Source organism: Streptomyces dangxiongensis (genome assembly GCF_003675325.1).
Lineage (GTDB): Bacteria > Actinomycetota > Actinomycetes > Streptomycetales > Streptomycetaceae > Streptomyces > Streptomyces dangxiongensis.
On record NZ_CP033073.1, the window covers coordinates 3,523,963 to 3,540,509 of the forward strand.

15 protein-coding genes are annotated in these 16,547 nt (G+C 71.6%); 7 read left to right on the forward strand and 8 right to left on the reverse strand.

The window, feature by feature from the left end; translation table 11 throughout:
- Positions 1 to 45: 45 nt before the first annotated feature.
- Both D9753_RS15655 and D9753_RS15660 read left to right on the forward strand, forming a co-directional pair.
- Positions 46 to 537, forward strand: coding sequence for an inorganic diphosphatase (locus tag D9753_RS15655; RefSeq protein WP_121791090.1), 492 nt, complete (start codon positions 46 to 48; stop codon positions 535 to 537).
- A gap of 134 nt (positions 538 to 671) precedes the next feature.
- Positions 672 to 2,327 (forward strand): threonine/serine exporter family protein, encoded by a 1,656-nt coding sequence (locus D9753_RS15660; RefSeq protein WP_121791091.1) that lies wholly within the window; start codon positions 672 to 674, stop codon positions 2,325 to 2,327.
- Between the two features lie 19 nt (positions 2,328 to 2,346).
- Here D9753_RS15660 and D9753_RS15665 read toward each other — a convergent pair whose 3' ends face one another.
- Complete coding sequence (locus D9753_RS15665) at positions 2,347 to 3,294, reverse strand: DedA family protein (RefSeq protein WP_121787570.1); 948 nt, start codon at positions 3,292 to 3,294, stop codon at positions 2,347 to 2,349.
- Between the two features lie 710 nt (positions 3,295 to 4,004).
- Positions 4,005 to 4,766, reverse strand: a complete 762-nt coding sequence (locus tag D9753_RS15675; protein WP_121787572.1) for a MerR family transcriptional regulator — start codon at positions 4,764 to 4,766, stop codon at positions 4,005 to 4,007.
- 112 nt (positions 4,767 to 4,878) lie between these two features.
- Here D9753_RS15675 and D9753_RS15680 point away from each other — a divergent pair, with 112 nt between their 5' ends.
- Positions 4,879 to 6,165: an ion channel protein gene (locus D9753_RS15680; protein WP_121787573.1), complete on the forward strand. Its 1,287-nt coding sequence runs from the start codon at positions 4,879 to 4,881 to the stop codon at positions 6,163 to 6,165.
- 35 nt (positions 6,166 to 6,200) lie between these two features.
- The gene (locus D9753_RS15685) at positions 6,201 to 7,607 is read left to right on the forward strand and encodes a glutamate decarboxylase (RefSeq protein WP_121787574.1); all 1,407 of its coding nucleotides are present in this window, start codon (positions 6,201 to 6,203) and stop codon (positions 7,605 to 7,607) included.
- Here D9753_RS15685 and D9753_RS15695 read toward each other — a convergent pair.
- From D9753_RS15695 to D9753_RS15710, 4 genes are all read right to left on the reverse strand, one after another.
- Positions 7,567 to 8,190: a PadR family transcriptional regulator gene (locus D9753_RS15695; protein ID WP_240468172.1), complete on the reverse strand. Its 624-nt coding sequence runs from the start codon at positions 8,188 to 8,190 to the stop codon at positions 7,567 to 7,569. The two genes, D9753_RS15685 and D9753_RS15695, sit on opposite strands and share 41 nt — an antisense overlap.
- Positions 8,191 to 8,242: 52 nt before the next feature.
- A complete protein-coding gene (locus D9753_RS15700) occupies positions 8,243 to 8,779 on the reverse strand; it encodes a DinB family protein (RefSeq protein WP_121787575.1) in 537 nt (178 codons plus the stop codon).
- Between the two features lie 101 nt (positions 8,780 to 8,880).
- On the reverse strand, positions 8,881 to 10,341 hold the full coding sequence (locus D9753_RS15705) for an aldehyde dehydrogenase family protein (RefSeq protein ID WP_121787576.1): 1,461 nt from the start codon (positions 10,339 to 10,341) through the stop codon (positions 8,881 to 8,883).
- Between the two features lie 88 nt (positions 10,342 to 10,429).
- Positions 10,430 to 11,254 carry a helix-turn-helix domain-containing protein gene (locus D9753_RS15710; protein WP_121791092.1) on the reverse strand — a complete coding sequence of 275 codons (825 nt, stop codon included), beginning with the start codon at positions 11,252 to 11,254 and terminating at the stop codon, positions 10,430 to 10,432.
- Between the two features lie 376 nt (positions 11,255 to 11,630).
- On the opposite strand from D9753_RS15710, the gene D9753_RS15720 reads away from it, so the two are divergent.
- Positions 11,631 to 12,107, forward strand: a complete 477-nt coding sequence (locus D9753_RS15720; protein ID WP_121787578.1) for an ATP-binding protein — start codon at positions 11,631 to 11,633, stop codon at positions 12,105 to 12,107.
- Positions 12,108 to 12,217: 110 nt separating this feature from the next.
- On the opposite strand, the gene D9753_RS15725 is transcribed toward D9753_RS15720, so the two are convergent.
- Entirely contained in the window at positions 12,218 to 12,487 is a 270-nt protein-coding gene (locus D9753_RS15725; protein ID WP_205614162.1) for a DUF397 domain-containing protein, read from the reverse strand.
- A 438-nt stretch (positions 12,488 to 12,925) separates the two neighbouring features.
- Here D9753_RS15725 and D9753_RS15730 point away from each other — a divergent pair, with 438 nt between their 5' ends.
- On the forward strand, positions 12,926 to 13,441 hold the full coding sequence (locus D9753_RS15730; RefSeq protein WP_121787579.1) for a DUF4232 domain-containing protein: 516 nt from the start codon (positions 12,926 to 12,928) through the stop codon (positions 13,439 to 13,441).
- Between the two features lie 3 nt (positions 13,442 to 13,444).
- Here D9753_RS15730 and D9753_RS15735 read toward each other — a convergent pair whose 3' ends face one another.
- The gene (locus D9753_RS15735; RefSeq protein WP_205614163.1) at positions 13,445 to 14,554 is read right to left on the reverse strand and encodes a DUF2786 domain-containing protein; all 1,110 of its coding nucleotides are present in this window, start codon (positions 14,552 to 14,554) and stop codon (positions 13,445 to 13,447) included.
- A 290-nt stretch (positions 14,555 to 14,844) separates the two neighbouring features.
- Between D9753_RS15735 and D9753_RS15740 the strand changes: the two genes are divergently transcribed.
- Positions 14,845 to 16,545 (forward strand): bifunctional 3'-5' exonuclease/DNA polymerase, encoded by a 1,701-nt coding sequence (locus D9753_RS15740; protein ID WP_121787580.1) that lies wholly within the window; start codon positions 14,845 to 14,847, stop codon positions 16,543 to 16,545.
- The last annotated feature ends 2 nt before the right edge of the window (positions 16,546 to 16,547 follow it).

Below are 16,547 nucleotides of genomic sequence, written 5' to 3' on the forward strand. Positions count from 1 at the left end.
ACACTTAACCACCAGAACTATGTGCTGATCATGGAGGAGCCACCGGTGGAGTTCGACGTCACGATCGAGATCCCGAAGGGTTCGCGGAACAAGTACGAGGTGGACCACGAGACCGGTCGGATCCGCCTGGACCGTCGCCTCTTCACCTCGACCGCCTATCCGACCGACTACGGCTTCGTCGAGAACACCCTCGGCGAGGACGGCGACCCGCTGGACGCGCTGGTCATCCTGGACGAGCCGACCTTCCCGGGCTGCCTCATCCGGTGCCGCGCGATCGGCATGTTCCGTATGACGGACGAGGCGGGCGGCGACGACAAGCTGCTGTGCGTCCCGGCCACCGACCCGCGTGTGGAGCACCTGCGTGACATCCACCACGTGTCGGAGTTCGACCGCCTGGAGATCCAGCACTTCTTCGAGGTGTACAAGGACCTGGAGCCCGGCAAGTCGGTCGAGGGTGCCAACTGGGTGGGCCGTACCGACGCCGAGATCGAGATCGAGCGGTCGTACAAGCGCTTCAAGGAGCAGGGCGGCCACTGAGCCCGCACTCCGCTGAAACGGGCCGCACGCGCATGCGTGCGGCCCGTTTCGCATGCAGGCAGGTGTGCGGCCCGTCCGGGTACGTGTGCGCATACTGAGGCTTACGGAATGTGTCGTTCAGGGAGCGGTTCGAGGTGACGGAGACGCAGGACCGGAAGCCGCGGTCCGACGAGGCGCGGTACGACCCGGAGATCACCTCCGAGTTCGCCATTCCCCGGGGTCTCGACGTTCCCAGGGGCGGTGGTGAGGCGGAGACGACGTCCGAGTTCGCGGTGCCCGACGGCCTCCAGACACCGCATCCGCCCAGTGCCGAACCGGAGGGGTCCGCGTTCAGCACGCCCAGCACCTACGACGCGACGAGCCCCCCGGCCTCGTTCACGCCGGCCGCCGGAATGCCGCTGGTCAGCCTGGTCAAGGACGCGCCCTGGCAGGACCGCATGCGCACGATGCTGCGCATGCCGGTGACCGAGCGGCCGGCGCCGGAGCCGGTGCAGCGCGTGGAGGAGGGCGGTCCGGCCGTCCCGCGCGTGCTGGACCTGACCCTGCGTATCGGGGAGCTGCTGCTGGCGGGCGGCGAGGGCGCGGAGGACGTGGAGGCCGCGATGTTCGCGGTGTGCCGGTCCTACGGCCTGGACCGGTGCGAGCCGAACGTCACCTTCACGCTGCTGTCGATCTCCCACCAGCCGTCCCTGGTGGAGGACCCCGTGACGGCGTCCCGGACGGTGCGGCGGCGGGGCACCGACTACACGCGTCTGGCGGCCGTCTTCCGGCTCGTGGACGACCTGACGGACCCGGAGACGCACGTCTCCCTGGAGGAGGCCTACCGGCGCCTGGCGGAGATCCGCCGCAACCGGCACCCGTATCCCGGCTGGGCGCTGACCCTCGCGAGCGGACTGCTGGCCGGTGCGGCCTCCATCCTGGTCGGCGGTGACCCGATCGTGTTCCTCGCGGCGGCCGTCGGCGCGATGCTCGGCGACCGGCTCGCATGGCTGTGCGCGGGGCGCGGGCTGCCGGAGTTCTACCAGTTCACGGTGGCCGCGATGCCGCCCGCGGCGATAGGCGTGGCGCTGACGCTGGCGCACGTGGACGTGAAGGCGTCCGCCGTGATCACCGGTGGGCTGTTCGCGCTGCTGCCCGGGCGGGCGCTGGTGGCCGGCGTGCAGGACGGGCTGACGGGCTTCTACATCACGGCGTCGGCGCGCCTGCTGGAGGTCATGTACTTCTTCGTCGGCATCGTCGTCGGGGTCCTGGTGATCCTGTACTTCGGCGTCAAGATCGGCGGTGAGCTGAACCCGGACGCGGCGCTGGGCATCTCCGAGCGCCCGCTGCTCCAGATCGTGGCCTCCATGCTGCTGTCGCTGACCTTCGCGGTGCTGCTCCAGCAGGAACGGTCCACCGTGCTCTGGGTGACCCTCAACGGGGGCGTCGCCTGGTCGGTGTACGGTGCGATGCACTACGCGGGCGGCATCTCGCCGGTGGCCTCCACGGCCGTGGCGGCGGGACTCGTCGGGCTGTTCGGGCAGCTTCTGTCCCGGTACCGGTTCGCCTCGGCGCTGCCGTACACGACCGCGGCGATCGGACCGCTGCTGCCCGGTTCGGCGACCTACTTCGGGCTGCTGTCCATGGCCCAGAACAATCTGGACAAGGGACTGGTGTCGCTGGCCAAGGCCGCGTCACTGGCGATGGCCATCGCCATCGGGGTCAACCTGGGGTCGGAGATCTCGCGGCTGTTCCTGCGCGTCGGCTCCGCCGGCAAGCGCCGGGCCGCGAAACGGACCAGGGGCTTCTGAGCGCCCGGCGCCCGCCGGCCTACTGCCGGCGGTAGTCGTGGGGGTACTGGTTCGGGTCGTACTGGTCCTGCGGGTACTGCTGCTGCGGGTACTGCTGCTGGTCGTGGTGCTGGTGGTCGTAGCCGCCCTGGTTCCAGTGCTGCTGGGGCTGCTGCGGCTGCTCGTACGGCTGTTCCTGCTGGTGGTACGGCTGCTGCTGGTACGGCTGCTCGTACGACGGTTCGGGGTCGATGCGGCGCAGACGGGTCGTCGCGTCGTCCATGACCGGCGGCTGCCGGTACGGCTGCGGCTGCTGCTGGTACGCGGGCTGCTGCGGGGCCTCCGGCTCGGTCCGGCCGGCCGCCTTCTTGCTCTTGCCGCGCGCGCGGAGGAACTCGATCGCGACCGGGACCACCGAGACCAGGACGATCAGGATGAGGATGGCCTCGATGTTGTTCTTGACGACACCGATGTTGCCGAGCCAGGAACCGAGCAGGGTGACGCCCGCGCCCCACAGGAGGCCGCCGATGACGTTGAAGGTCAGGAACGAGCGGTAGCGCATGCCGCTGACGCCCGCGATGATCGGCGTGAACGTCCGCACGATCGGCACGAAGCGGGCCAGCACCAGGGACTTGGGGCCGTACTTCTCGAAGAAATCGTGCGCCTTGGCGACGTTCTCCTGCTTGAACAGGCGGGAGTCCGGTCGGTTGAACAGGGACGGACCGACCTTCTTGCCGAACATGTAGCCCGCCTGGTCGCCGAGGATCGCGGCGAGGCAGATCAGGCCGATCGCGGCCCACAGCGGGAAGTCCAGCTTGTGCGACGTGATCAGCAGGCCGCAGGTGAACAGCAGGGAGTCACCCGGCAGGAAGAAGCCGATGAGCAGGCCGGACTCGGCAAAGATGACGAGGAGCAGGCCCCAGATGCCGAACGTGGAGAGGAGGTGGTTCGGATCCAGCCAGCTCGGGCCGAGGGCAAGCGTCGTCACGGTTCCGGGCTCCTGAGGGGATGGCGAGGTGCGGCGGCAGGTAGCGCCCGTCCAAAGCTATCAACGCGCGGTGTCCTGCCCAGGTTCCACGGGCCACCTCGGGATGCGCCGGCCGCCGCCCGGCCCGTCCAGCAGGTCATCGGCGAGGTGTCCGGCCTCACGGTCCGCTCCCGGCGCCCGAGCACAAGGGGTGACCGGAATCTCCCCGGTGGCGGCCGGAGCCCCACCGGCTGGCACCCGGGGGGAATCCGGCTCGCCCCACCCGCTCGTACGCCCTGGACGTCACCCGTCGTGCCGTGCGCGTGCTACGCGGCGGATGCCGCCACGGGGGCGCCGGCCGCGGGGGTCTTCCCGGTCAGCTCCGCGCGCTTGCCGTTCTCGTCCAAAACGTAGAGAAGCGCCGGATGAGCTGCGAGAGGGCGATCTTCACGAGTGAGGTATCGGTGACCGCGCGGGTGAGAATATCGCCTGCTTTCCGGCGACACTCGCGACCGACCCCGCGCCGTTCGTGGCCCCGGCTCCCGGGCTCGCGTCTTTCACGTGAATCGCCATGAGCGCTCCCCCCCGCTTTGCCGACGGTCACGGCGAATGCGCACGCACCGGAAGGAAGGCCGTGCTGCACGATTCCCGTCGTCAAGACGCCCAAAACCCTTTACTCGGCGTGTTTTCGGCGCCCACCCGTCGGTCCCGGACCGCCGGCTGCGCGTGCGTCACGCCCGGTGCCGGGCCGTGTTCCCCCGGATGGCGTCACGCAGGTGTTCGGCCAGGCCCGGACGCATGGCGTCGTAGAAGGCCCTGAAGCGTTCGTCGCGGACGTACATGTCGCCCAGGCACTCGTGCATCTCGTACCCGCACTCGTAGAACCAGGTGCTGATGTGCCGCCGGTGCTCCTCCGCGAGGTCCATGGCCCGCTCACCGGCCGGCGGCTCGGCGTCGGCCAACAGGGCGACGTACCGCCGGCTCCACTCGTCGCTCTCGGCCTGCAGCCGCTTCCAGTCCTCCTTGGTGTAGGAGGCGGCCCGGCGCTGCGACTCGGCGTAGGCCTCCGTGTCGCCCCAGCGGGCCTCCACCTCCTCCGCGTACTGCTCGGGGTCGTTGTTCCCGAACACCTCGAACTTCTCCTCCGGCGTCAGGTTGATGCCCATACTGCGTGCCTCCATGGCGTGCTCCACGGCCGCGGCCATCTTCTGCAACTTCTCGATCCGGGCGGTCAGCAGTTCGTGCTGGCGGCGCAGGTGCGCGCGCGGGTCCGGGTCCGGGTCGTCGAGCAGGGCCGCGACCTCGTCGAGCGGGAAGCCCAGCTCCCGGTAGAACAGGATCTGCTGGAGCCGGTCGAGGTCGGTGTCGTCGTAGCGCCGGTGGCCGGCGTACGTCCGGTCACCGGGTACGAGCAGACCGATCTCGTCGTAGTGGTGCAGAGTGCGCACCGTGACCCCGGCGAACCCCGCGACCTGTCCCACGGAGTAGCTCACTTTCCGCTCCTTGTCGTCGGTACGTCTCCACGCTGAGGCCTCACGCCGCGTGAGGTGCAAGCCGGACGACGTTCGGGATGTTGGGTGCGATTCGTCCGCTTATGGTGAGCGCGTGGCCCAGGAGACGACGCAGCAGGCGCCCGCGAGCGCCCCCACGGCCCCGGCACGGGCCCTGCTGCCGTTCATCCTGCCCGCCGTCGCCGTGGGCGTGGCCGCGAGTCTGGTCTTCGTCGGGGTGAGCACGGCGGCGGAGAAGCTCCAGCACGTGCTGTGGGGTCCCCTGCCGGACGCGCTCGGCGTGGGCCGCTACTCGGTGCTGTGGATGTTCGTCATGCTCGTGGCGACCGGTGTCGCCGTCGGACTGGTGGTCTGGAAGGTACCTGGGCACGCCGGACCCGACCCGGCCACGCTCGGTCTCGACGCCCCGGTCCTGCGGCCGGGGGTGCTGCCCGGGCTGGTGCTGGTGACCGCGCTGATGCTGGCCGGTGGCCCCAGCCTCGGTCCGGAGAACCCGATCATCGCCGTGAACGTGGGCCTCGCGGCCTGGCTCGGCGGGCGCGTGCTGCCCCGGGCGCCGGACGCCCTGTGGCCGGTGCTGGCGGAGTCGGCGACGATCGGCGCGCTGTTCGGCACGCCCGTGGCGGCGGCGCTGGTGATCTCGGAGGCGCTGGCGGGCAGGCCGATGCGGGGACGGCTGTGGGACAACCTGTTCGCGCCGCTGACGGCCGGCGCGTGCGGGGCCATGACGACCACCCTGGTGGCCCATCCGACCTTTGATCTCGGGCTGCCGCCCATCGGCCACCCGCACGCCGGGGACCTGCTGGCGGCTCTCGTCGTCGCCCCCGTGTCCGCGGTGCTCGGCATGTGTGCCGTGTACGCCTTCCCGTACGTCCACGCGGGTTTCCGGCGGCTGCGGCACCCGATGCTGATGCTCCCGGCCGGCGGGGCCGTGCTCGGGGCGCTGGCGGCCGTGGGCGGCCGTCTGACGCTCTTCAAGGGGCTGTCGGAGGTCGGGCAGCTCGCCCGTGACCCCGAGGGCTGGTCGGCCGGGCAGTTCGCGACGATGACCGTGGTCAAGCTGGCAGCGCTGCTGGTCGCCGCGTCCTGCGGCTTCCGGGGCGGCCGTATCTTCCCCGCGGTGTTCGTGGGCACCGCCCTCGGCCTGTGCGCCCATGCGCTCGTTCCGGCCGTGCATCCCTCGCTGGGCGTGGCGACCGGTGTCCTGGGCATGCTGCTGGCCGTCACCCGGCAGGGCTGGGTGAGCCTGTTCACCGCCGCCGTCCTGGTCGCCTCGCCCACGATCATCGCCCTGCTGACCATCGCCTCGCTGCCGGCCTGGCTGCTGGTGACGGGCCGCCCGCAGATGCAGCTACGCGAGGACGGCGCCCCGGTCCGCTGACTCCCATCCTTCTCCCATCCTCCGGAGGCACACCCATGGCCCTGCACAAAGGTCCCGAGCGGCACGAGGAACGGCCGATGTCGGTCAACCCGTTCTTCGGGGAGGCGAACCCGGTCGGCGGCATGACCGAGGCCCCGCCCACGCACCGGCTCCCGGACGCCCCGCTGTCGCCGACGACGGCGTACCAGCTCGTGCACGACGAGCTGATGCTGGACGGCAACTCCCGGCTGAACCTGGCGACCTTCGTCACCACCTGGATGGAGCCGCAGGCCGGGGTGCTGATGGCGGAGTGCCGGGACAAGAACATGATCGACAAGGACGAGTATCCGCGCACGGCCGAGCTGGAGCGGCGCTGCGTGGCGATGCTCGCCGACCTGTGGCACGCGCCGGACCCGGCGGCCGTCGTGGGCTGTTCGACGACCGGTTCGAGCGAGGCGTGCATGCTCGCCGGGATGGCACTGAAGCGGCGCTGGCTGAAGCGGAACGCCGACCGGTATCCGGGCGCGCGGCCCAATCTGGTGATGGGCGTCAACGTCCAGGTGTGCTGGGACAAGTTCTGCGCCTTCTGGGAGGTGGAGGCCCGGCAGGTGCCCATGGAGGGCGACCGGTTCCACCTGGACCCGCAGGCCGCCGCGGAGCTGTGCGACGAGAACACCATCGGCGTGGTCGGCGTCCTCGGCTCGACCTTCGACGGTTCCTACGAGCCGATCGCGGAGCTGTGCGCGGCCCTGGACGCCCTCCAGGAGCGCACCGGGCTTGACGTGCCGGTGCATGTGGACGGGGCCTCCGGTGCCATGGTGGCGCCCTTCCTGGACGAGGACCTGGTGTGGGACTTCCGCCTCCCGCGCGTGGCCTCGATCAACACCTCGGGTCACAAGTACGGGCTGGTGTACCCCGGCGTCGGCTGGGCGCTGTGGCGGGACAAGGAGGCGCTGCCCGAGGAGCTGGTCTTCCGGGTGAACTACCTGGGCGGCGAGATGCCCACCTTCGCGCTGAACTTCTCCCGGCCCGGCGCCCAGGTGGCCGCGCAGTACTACACGTTCCTGCGGCTGGGCCGCGAGGGCTACCGCGCGGTGCAGCAGTCGACGCGGGACGTGGCGGGCTCGCTGGCCGGGCGGATCGAGGCACTGGGCGACTTCCGGCTGCTCACGCGCGGGGACGAGCTGCCGGTGTTCGCTTTCACCACGGCCGACGGCGTCACGGGGTACGACGTCTTCGACGTCTCCCGGCGGCTGCGCGAGGGCGGCTGGCTGGTGCCCGCGTACACCTTCCCGGCCAACCGGGAGGACCTGTCCGTGCTGCGGATCGTGTGCCGCAACGGCTTCTCCCACGACCTGGCCGACCTGTTCATGGCCGACCTGACCCGCCTGCTGCCGGAACTGCGCCGGCAGCAGGGCCCCTTCACCCGGGACAAGGGGGCGGCCACCGGGTTCCACCACTAGATCGCCCGGTCCTTCCTAGCGGCCCGATCGGGTGAACTTCCGCACGGCCAGCGGGAGGAACAGCGCGAGCAGCGCGAGCGGCCAGGCGACGGCGGCCCAGACGTGTCCCGGGTCGCCGCCCTGGCCGCCCAGCAGGTGCCGTACCGCCGTCGCCGTCCGGGACAGCGGGTTCCACCGTGACCGACGTCCGCCACGCCCCGATCCGGCGGATCCGCTCCCTGAGCAGCTCCAGCGCCTCGGACCGGGGCAGCTCGACCAGGAAGCCGATGGCCGCCGACTGCATGTCCGTCTTCTGGTCGTAGGAGACCAGGGACTCGCGCAGCAGCCGGAAGAACTCGTCCTCGCCCCGGTCCGTGATCTCGTACTCCGTACGCGGCGGACCCCCCGCCGTGGACGGCGCGACCTCGTGCGCGTGCAGCAGTGACTGCTTGGCCATCTGCTTCAGGGCGTGGTAGATCGAGCCCGGCTTGGCGTTGGACCACTCGTGCGCGCCCCAGTACTCCAGGTCGTTGCGGACCTGGTAACCGTGGGCCCGCCCGTGCTGGCGGACCGCGCCCAGCACGAGAAGACGGATCGCTGACATGCGGTCCAGGTTATGGCCGTACGGCCGCCCGCCCCTCCCCGGGCCGCGACCGTCAGGCCCGCTCCAGGGCCACCAGCTCGAACGCGGTCATCCCGTCCAGCGACTCGCGGATGATGTCGGCGTGACCGGCGTGCCGGGCCGTCTCCCGGATCAGGTGCAGGCACAGCCAGCGCAGCGAGACGCGGCCCTGGGGCGGGAACCAGGGATCGGGCGGCAGCGGGAAGGTGTCGTCCAGGCTCGGCGCCGAGCGGATGAACGCCTCCGTCCCGGCGGCGACCCGCTCCCAGTACGCCAGCTCCGAGGCGACCGTCTCGTCCCCGGTCAGCCGGAACGTCTCGGGCCAGTCCGACGCGTCGCGCCGCACCGCCGGTGGTTCCTGCCGGGCCCGGGCGATCCAGCCCTGCTCGACCTCGGCGACGTGCTTCAGCAGGCCGCCGAGGGACAGCTCGCTGGCACTGGGGCGGGAGCGTGCCTGCTCCTCGGTCAGCCCCAGCAGAGCCCGGCGGATGCCGCCGCGCTGCTCCTCGAGGAACGCGAGCAGTGCCCCGCGCTCGTCGCCCTTCGCCTCCGCCGCCACGTGCGTGACCATGACCGGCCGCCTCTCGTCGGGTTCTTCCGTCTGACACCGACGACGCTACGAGCCAATGCGGTCAGCCGCTGTCCGCAATGGCCCGTCCCCACGTGAGTGCCCTAGAACGGGAAGCCGCTGCGCCCGTGCTGCACCGAGATCCACTTGACGGTGGTGAACGCCTCCAGCGTCGTCTCGCCGTTGAGGCGGCCGATGCCGGAGTGCTTCTCACCACCGAAGGGCACGAGCGGTTCGTCGTGGACGGTCCCGTCGTTCACGTGGAACATGCCGGTGTCGATCCGCTTGGCGAAGGCCACACCCCGTTCGATGTCACCGGTGTGCACGGCGCCGCTGAGGCCGTACGGGGTGTCGTTGACGATCCGCACCGCCTCCTCCTCGCCGTCGAAGGGGATGAGGAAGACGACCGGGCCGAAGACCTCCTGCCGCAGCAGCGCGGAGTCGGCGGGGACGCCGGTGAGGACGCTGGGTTCGACGAGGTTGCCGGTCGTGGTGCCGTGCACCAGGGCGGTGGCGCCCTCGGCGAGCGCCTGCTCGACGGTGCCCGAGATCGCGCCCGCCTGCGCGGAGTTGATCACCGGGCCGATGACGGTCCGCGGGTCGCGGGGGTCACCGACCTTCAGGGTCCTGACCTTGGCGACGAACTTCTCGGTGAACTCGTCGGCGACGGCATGGTCCACCAGGACCCGGTTGGCGGCCATGCAGACCTGGCCCTGGTGCACGAAGCGGCTGAAGACCGCCGCGTCCACCGCGTAGTCGACGTCGGCGTCGTCCAGCACCACCAGCGCGCTGTTGCCGCCCAGTTCGAGGACGGAGCGCTTGAAGTTCGCGGCACAGACGGTGGCGACGTGCCGGCCGACCTTGTCCGAGCCGGTGAAGGAGATCACCTTCGGGACCGGGTGCTCGATGAACGCGTCCCCGATCTCGGCGATGTCGGTGACGACCACGTTGAGCAGACCGCCGGGCAGCCCGGCCTCCTCGAAGATCTTCGCGATCAGCGTGCCGCCGGCGATGGGGGTGTTCTGGTGCGGCTTGAGCACCACGCCGTTGCCGAGCGCGAGGGCCGGGGCGACCGACTTCAGCGACAGCAGGAAGGGGAAGTTGAACGGGCTGATCACGCCGACGACCCCGACCGGCACGCGGTAGACGCGGTTCTCCTTGCCGTCGGTCGGCGAGGGCAGGATCCTGCCCTCCGGGCGCAGCGCGAGGTGGACCGACTCGCGCAGGAACTCCTTGGCGAGGTGCAGCTCGAAACCGGCCTTCACGCGGGTGCCGCCCAGTTCCGCGATGATCAGGTCGGCTATCTCCTGCTCGCGGTCCTCGATCAGCCTCAGCGCCCGCTCGAACACCGAGCGCCGGGTGTAGGGGTTGGTCGCGGCCCACTCCTGCTGGGCGCGGGCGGCGGCCCGGTAGGCCTCGTCCACCTCGTCCACCGTGGCCACGGTGATCGAGGCCAGCTTCTCGTCGTCGTAGGGGTTGAAGTCGATGACGTCCCAGGAGCCGGTACCCGGGCGCCACTCGCCGCCGATGTACTGCTGGGCCAGGTCGGTGAAGCAGGACGACATGTGATCCCTCAATCGCTAGCGGGCACCAGATCTACGCCACGTCTGATCGGACGTCATCGTACTGGCGACACAAGGGAGTTGGGGCGCGTCAGGAGAGCTGCAGGAGGCCGCGGAGCAGGTCCCGGCTCTCGTCCGGGCCGGGGCTGTCCTGCTGCAGTTCCTTCAGGGCCTGCTCGTACTGGGCGACGTCCTCACGCTTGTCCAGATAGAGAGCGCTGGTCAACTGCTCCAGGTACACCACGTCGGACAGGTCCGCGTCGGGGAAGCTGAGGATGGTGAAGGCCCCGCTCTCGCCCGAGTGGCCGCCGAAGCCGAACGGCATGACCTGGAGCCGCACGTTGGGGCGGGCGGAGATGTCGATCAGGTGCTGGAGCTGGCCGCGCATCACCTCGCGGTCGCCGTAGGGGCGGCGCAGGGCGGCCTCGTCCAGGACGATGTGGAACTCGGGGGCGGCGTCGGAGAGCAGGTACTTCTGCCGCTCCAGGCGCAGGGCGACCCGCCGCTCCACATCGGCGGCGCTCGCGCCCTTCATGCCGCGCCGGACCACGGCGCGGGCGTACTCCTCGGTCTGGAGCAGGCCGTGCACGAACTGCACCTCGTAGACGCGGATCAGCGAGGCGGCGCCCTCCAGGCCCACGTAGGTGGGGAACCAGGTCGGCAGGACGTCGGTGTAACTGTGCCACCAGCCCGCCACGTTGGCCTCCCGGGCGAGGGAGAGCAGCGACTCGCGCTCCGACTCGTCCGTGATGCCGTAGAGCGTCAGCAGGTCCTCCACGTCCCTGGTCTTGAAGCTCACCCGGCCCAGCTCCATCCGGCTGATCTTCGACTCGGAGGCACGGATCGAGTAACCCGCCGCCTCACGCGTGATTCCCCGTGCTTCACGCAGTCGCCTGAGTTGCGAGCCGAGCAGCATCCGCCGCACCACCGATCCGGGCTCTCCCGCGCTCACGTTCGCCAGCCTCCCCAACCGTCTCCAGGGGCCGAAGTCTGCCACTAAAACACTTCGAGCAGTACTCGTCCGGTTACGGAAACGGAAAGACCTCGGCCGTCGTGGCGGGGTCCGGAGCAGGAGAGGTCGGGACCTCTGGCGGAAACCGTGGGGAACCGTCGAGTAGATGGCAGAAAAAATGGCCAAGAAGTGGTACGGGCAGCCTCATTTCGGTCACGTGCACGTGCATCTGCCCTTGCATCTGCTCTACGCATCCGAAACCATGGGTGCCGCGCCACCGCTGCATCGCAACGACCGCGAACAACCGGGAGTGCCTCGCATGGGGACGAATGGATCGACCATGCTCAAGCCGTTACGGCAGGGCCTTCCGCCGTTGGACCCCGCAGCCGTGTCCGATGCCGCCTGCTGCTCCCTGCCCGCCCGGTACGAGGCGGTGCGCGAGGCCCGGCGCTTCACCCGCGACACCCTCGACCAGTGGGACGTCGGCGACCGCTTCGACGACATCTGCCTCGTCGTCTCCGAACTCGTCACCAACGCCCTGCGCCACGCACTGCCGGCCGACCAGCGCCGCGGTGACGGGTGCGGTCCGTCCGTGCGGCTGCACCTGCTGCGCTGGACGGAGCGACTGGTGTGCGCGGTGCGCGACCCCAGCCACGAGACGCCGGCCCCGCGCGACTCGGAGGACTTCTCCGCCGAGTCGGGCCGCGGGCTGTTCCTGGTCGACTCCTTCGCCGACAGTTGGGGCTGGCACCCGCTCGCGGGCACCCTCGACGGCAAAGTGGTCTGGGCGATGTTCCGGCTCAAGGCGGCCGGCTGATCCGGTACGGCGCCGACGGACGCCCGCTGTCTACGCGCGTCAGCGCGCCGCGTGCACGCGCCTGCGCCTCCGACATCGTTGCCAACGGGCCGTCCCGCCGGCAGCCGGCGTCAACTGCCCACCAGATGGTCGAACTCGCCGTCCTTGACGCCGAGGAGCATCGCCTCGATCTCCGCCCGTGTGTAGACGAGCGCCGGTCCGTCCGGGAAGCGCGAGTTGCGGACGGCGACCTCGCCGCCCGGCAGTCTCGCGAACTCCACGCAGGAACCCTGCGAATTGCTGTGCCTGCTCTTCTGCCAGGCCACTCCGTCTAGCTGCGTGGCAGCCATGCCGTTGTACACGTCGTACCCCCCGTACACGTTGTCAACGTCGCGGTCCACAGGTCGCTCCCCGGTGGTGCACTGGCTGATGTGGCCATAGATGCTGTGGTCAACTGACCCGGATCATAACTCTGTTCACGTGCACACGCATGAGCAGATGCACGTGCACGGGGAGTGGTGCCGCGATTACGGTCTTGACGCCTGCTTTACCGAAGCCGGTCCGCCACCTGCCCCGGACCAGGCAGGCCGCGTGTCCGGGCCCGGCCCGCCCATGATCGCGCGCGCCGTCCTCCGGGCCGTACCGGCCGCATCGAACCCCCGTGCACTAGGAAGAGACGCGTAGCGAGCCCTTACTGTTCCAGGGTTCAGGTGACGGTCCGACGGGCGGGGTGCCGGCCCAGATCCCCGGGGGTTGCGGAGGGGCGCGCGAACCGGGTCCGCGCACAGGGGCCATGATGCAGAGGCACCGTCACCACCACGTGGACAAGGGACCTGCTCATGCGCGTCATTCCGCTCACCGTCACCGCCCTCACCGCCACCCTCCTGCTGACCGCCTGCGACGGCGGCGGGAGCGACAGCCGGGGCAGCGCCGGCTCGGCCTGCACGATCGGCGGGGTCTCCGTGCAGATCGGGTCGGCGAGCGTGGCCCCGGCGGCGGGAGACAGCGGCGAGGTCCCCGTCAGCATCACCAACCACAGCGCCCCCTGCACGCTGGACCACTTCCCGGGTGCCGTGCTGAAGACCGCCACCGCGCAGGCCACCGTGCCCGCGCTCAAGGGCGCGAAGGCGCAGAAGCTGAAGCTCGCCAAGGGCGACTCCGCGTCCTTCACGATCGGTTACGTGCGCGGCAAGGACGGCGACAAGAACACCCTGGCGGCCAGGACGGTACGGATCAGCCTGCCCGGATCCGGCACCACCCGGTCCTTCCCGTGGTCGTACGGCCCTGTGGCCGGCCGGGGCGACGGCGGCGGCCCGGACGCCTCCGTCAGCGCCTTCCAGCAGGTCGGCGACTGAGGGTCAGCCGAGCCGGCGGCGGGCTCGGACCTGTGCCCGGTCCGCCGCGCGGGCGCCCTCGGTCCAGCCCGCCGCGTCGCTCACCCCGCGCAGCCGGGTGGTCGTGGTCTCCGGGAACATGCGCTCCAGCCGGCCGGTGACGGCTGTCGCGCGCGTGGCCAGCACCGGCAGCAGGTCCCGGGTCACCTGGGACTCGGCCGCGGCCGCGAGCCGGTCGCCCACGCGGTGCGCGTAGGCCGCGAGGAACGACTGCCGGAACGTCTTGGTCCGCTTGCGGCCGCCGGCCCGCTGCACCGCCTCGGCCTCGGTCATGGCATGCGTGGCCTGCACCAGCAGCGAGGTGTAGAGCAGCTCGACCGCCTCCAGGTCCGCCTCGAAGCCGACGACCGTGGAGAAGCCGAGCGGTTCGTTCCACACCGCGCGGCAGTGGTTCGCGGTGGCCACCGCGTCCAGCAGGACCGCCTTGGCCTGCTCGTACGGCGGGTCGACGCCGATGCGGCAGGCACCGGGTGCGTCCGGGGCGGGCGCCTCGGCGGCCAGCAGCGCCTCGTCGACGCTGTGCCGGGCCATCAGCTCCTGCGCCTTGGCGCTGAGCGCCTCCGCCTCCTGCGGATAGCCGGTCGCCTCGGCCTTGGCGAGCAGCGCGCGGATGCGGCTCAGCATGCGGGAGGCGCCCGGACCGGGGGCCCGGCGGGACTCGTCCTCCAAGGGCTCCAGCGAGGGCAGACGCAGCAGCAGGCGGTACAGCTCCAGGACGGCGGTGGCCTGCGAGAACCGGTCGGCGCCCGGCGCGGGACCCTCGGGCAGAGCCGCGAGCTGGGCGGCCCAGCGGCGCCCGCGCGGCCGGTCCCGCCCGGCCTGGTCCCGTATCAGCGTCGCGGCCAGGCGCACATGTACGTCGTCCAGCTCGCGCCGCACCAGCCGTACGATGTCGGCGGGCTGCCAGCCGCGCTGCCAGGCCGCCGCCGTGAACTCCTCGCCCCGGCGCGCGAGTTCGGCGTCCGCGGCGGGGTCGGCGGCGAGCAGGGAGGCGGCCGTGTCGAGCCCGGTGTCGGTGTCGTCGTAGAGGGCGGCGCGGAAGGCCCGTTCGACGGTGCTGGCGGTGCTGGTCACACTGTCGATCGTGCCATGCGGCACCGACGGCCGGGGCCGGCCGTCCACACCCTGTGGACAACCGCCCGCGCGAACCGGCCCGGGAGGTCGGGGCCGAGGTGGCGGCCAGAGCGACCGGGCCCGCGTCCCACTCCGCTGGATCCCGCCACGCGCGCGGTGCGGTGTCGCGTGGCGTCCCGCTCGGCTCACTTCGACGCGACGGCCGGCCCGAGAGCGGGGGCCCGGCGGGGCTGTGGGGGTTGAACCGCAGGTCAGGGGCGTTGTCAGACCCTCCTGCGAGACTCGAAGTCATGACCGACCGGTGGGCGCTCGCACCGGCCGAGGACGGTGGCGTGGACGTCGCCCCCCTCGGCCCGGACGGGCTGCCCGCCGGGCCGGTGCGGCGGGAGAGCGATCTCGCCGGGGCGGTGCGGAGCCGCCCGGAGGTGACGCGCTGGGTGTGGCGGTCGACCGCCGAGGTCTACCCGCGTCTGCTCGCCACGGGGGTGCGAGTGGAGCGGTGCTACGACATCGAGGACGCCGAGACACTCCTGTTGGGCCACGAGGGCCGGTCGGGCGAGCCACGCTCGGCCGCCGCCGCCCTGGCCCGCCTCCGCGGCGGCCCCGTACCGCCCGACCCGCCGCAGCGCGCGGCCGCGCCGGGCGCCCAGTCCCCCCTGTTCGAGGCCGCCGGCACCCGCCTGCCCCTGCCGGAGCTGCTCGCCGTCCACGCCGAGCAGCTCCGGCGGCACGGCCGGACGGCCCACCCCGACCGGATGCTCCTGCTGACCGCCGCCGAGTCGGCCGGGATGCTGGTGGCCGCCGAGATGAACCACGCGGGCCTGCCCTGGAGCGCCGACGTCCACCGGGAGCTGCTGCACTCCCTGCTCGGCGAGCGGTACGCGGGCGGCGGCGAACCGCGCCGCCTCGCCGAACTGGCCGACCAGGTGTCCGCGGCCTTCGGCCGCCGGGTGCGGCCGGACCTGCCCAACGACGTGGTCAAGGCCTTCGCGCAGGCCGGGATCAAAGTGAGGTCCACCCGCCGCTGGGAGATCCGGTCCATCGACCACCCGGCCGTCGAACCACTGCTGGAGTACAAGAAGCTGTATCGCATCTGGGTGGCCCACGGCTGGTCCTGGCTCCAGGACTGGGTGCGCGACGGCCGCTTCCGTCCCGGGTTCCTCGCCGGCGGCACGGTCACCGGACGCTGGGTGACCAACGGCGGGGGCGCCCTCCAGATCCCCAAGGTGATCCGCCGGGCCGTGGTCGCCGAGCCCGGCTGGCGGCTGGTGGTGGCCGACGCCGACCAGATGGAGCCGCGCGTGCTCGCCGCGATCTCCCGCGACCCCGGCCTGATGGAGGTGGCCGGCCGCGCGAGCGACCTCTATCAGGCCGTCTCCGAACGCGCCTTCTCCGGCGACCGGAACCAGGCCAAGCTCGCCGTCCTCGGCGCGATCTACGGCCAGACCTCCGGCGACGGACTGAAGAACCTGGCCGCGTTGCGCCGCCGCTTCCCGAAGGCCGTCGCCTACGTCGACGGGGCCGCCCGCGCGGGCGAGGAGGGCCGGCTGGTGCGCACCTGGCTGGGCCGCACCTGCCCGCCGGCCGCCGGGTCGGGCGAGGACGCGGCGGAGGAGGCGGGCATCCCGGCCGGCGAGGACGACACCGAGGCGCAGCCGGACGACCGTACCGGCTGGGCTCCCGGTCACGCCTCCGGCAGCGCACGCGCGCGGGGCCGCTTCGCACGCAACTTCGTCGTCCAGGGCAGCGCCGCCGACTGGGCGTTGCTGCTGCTCGCCGCGCTGCGCCGCGCCTGCGCGCCGCTCCGGGCCGAGCTGGTCTTCTTCCAGCACGACGAGGTGATCGTGCACTGCCCCGCCGAGGAGGCCGACACCGTCGTCCAGGCCGTCCGCGCCGCCGCCGACCTCGCCGGCCGGCTGACGTTCGGCGAGACGCCGGTGCGGTTCCCGTTCACGACGGCGGTGGTGGAGTGCTACGCCGACGCCGAATAGAC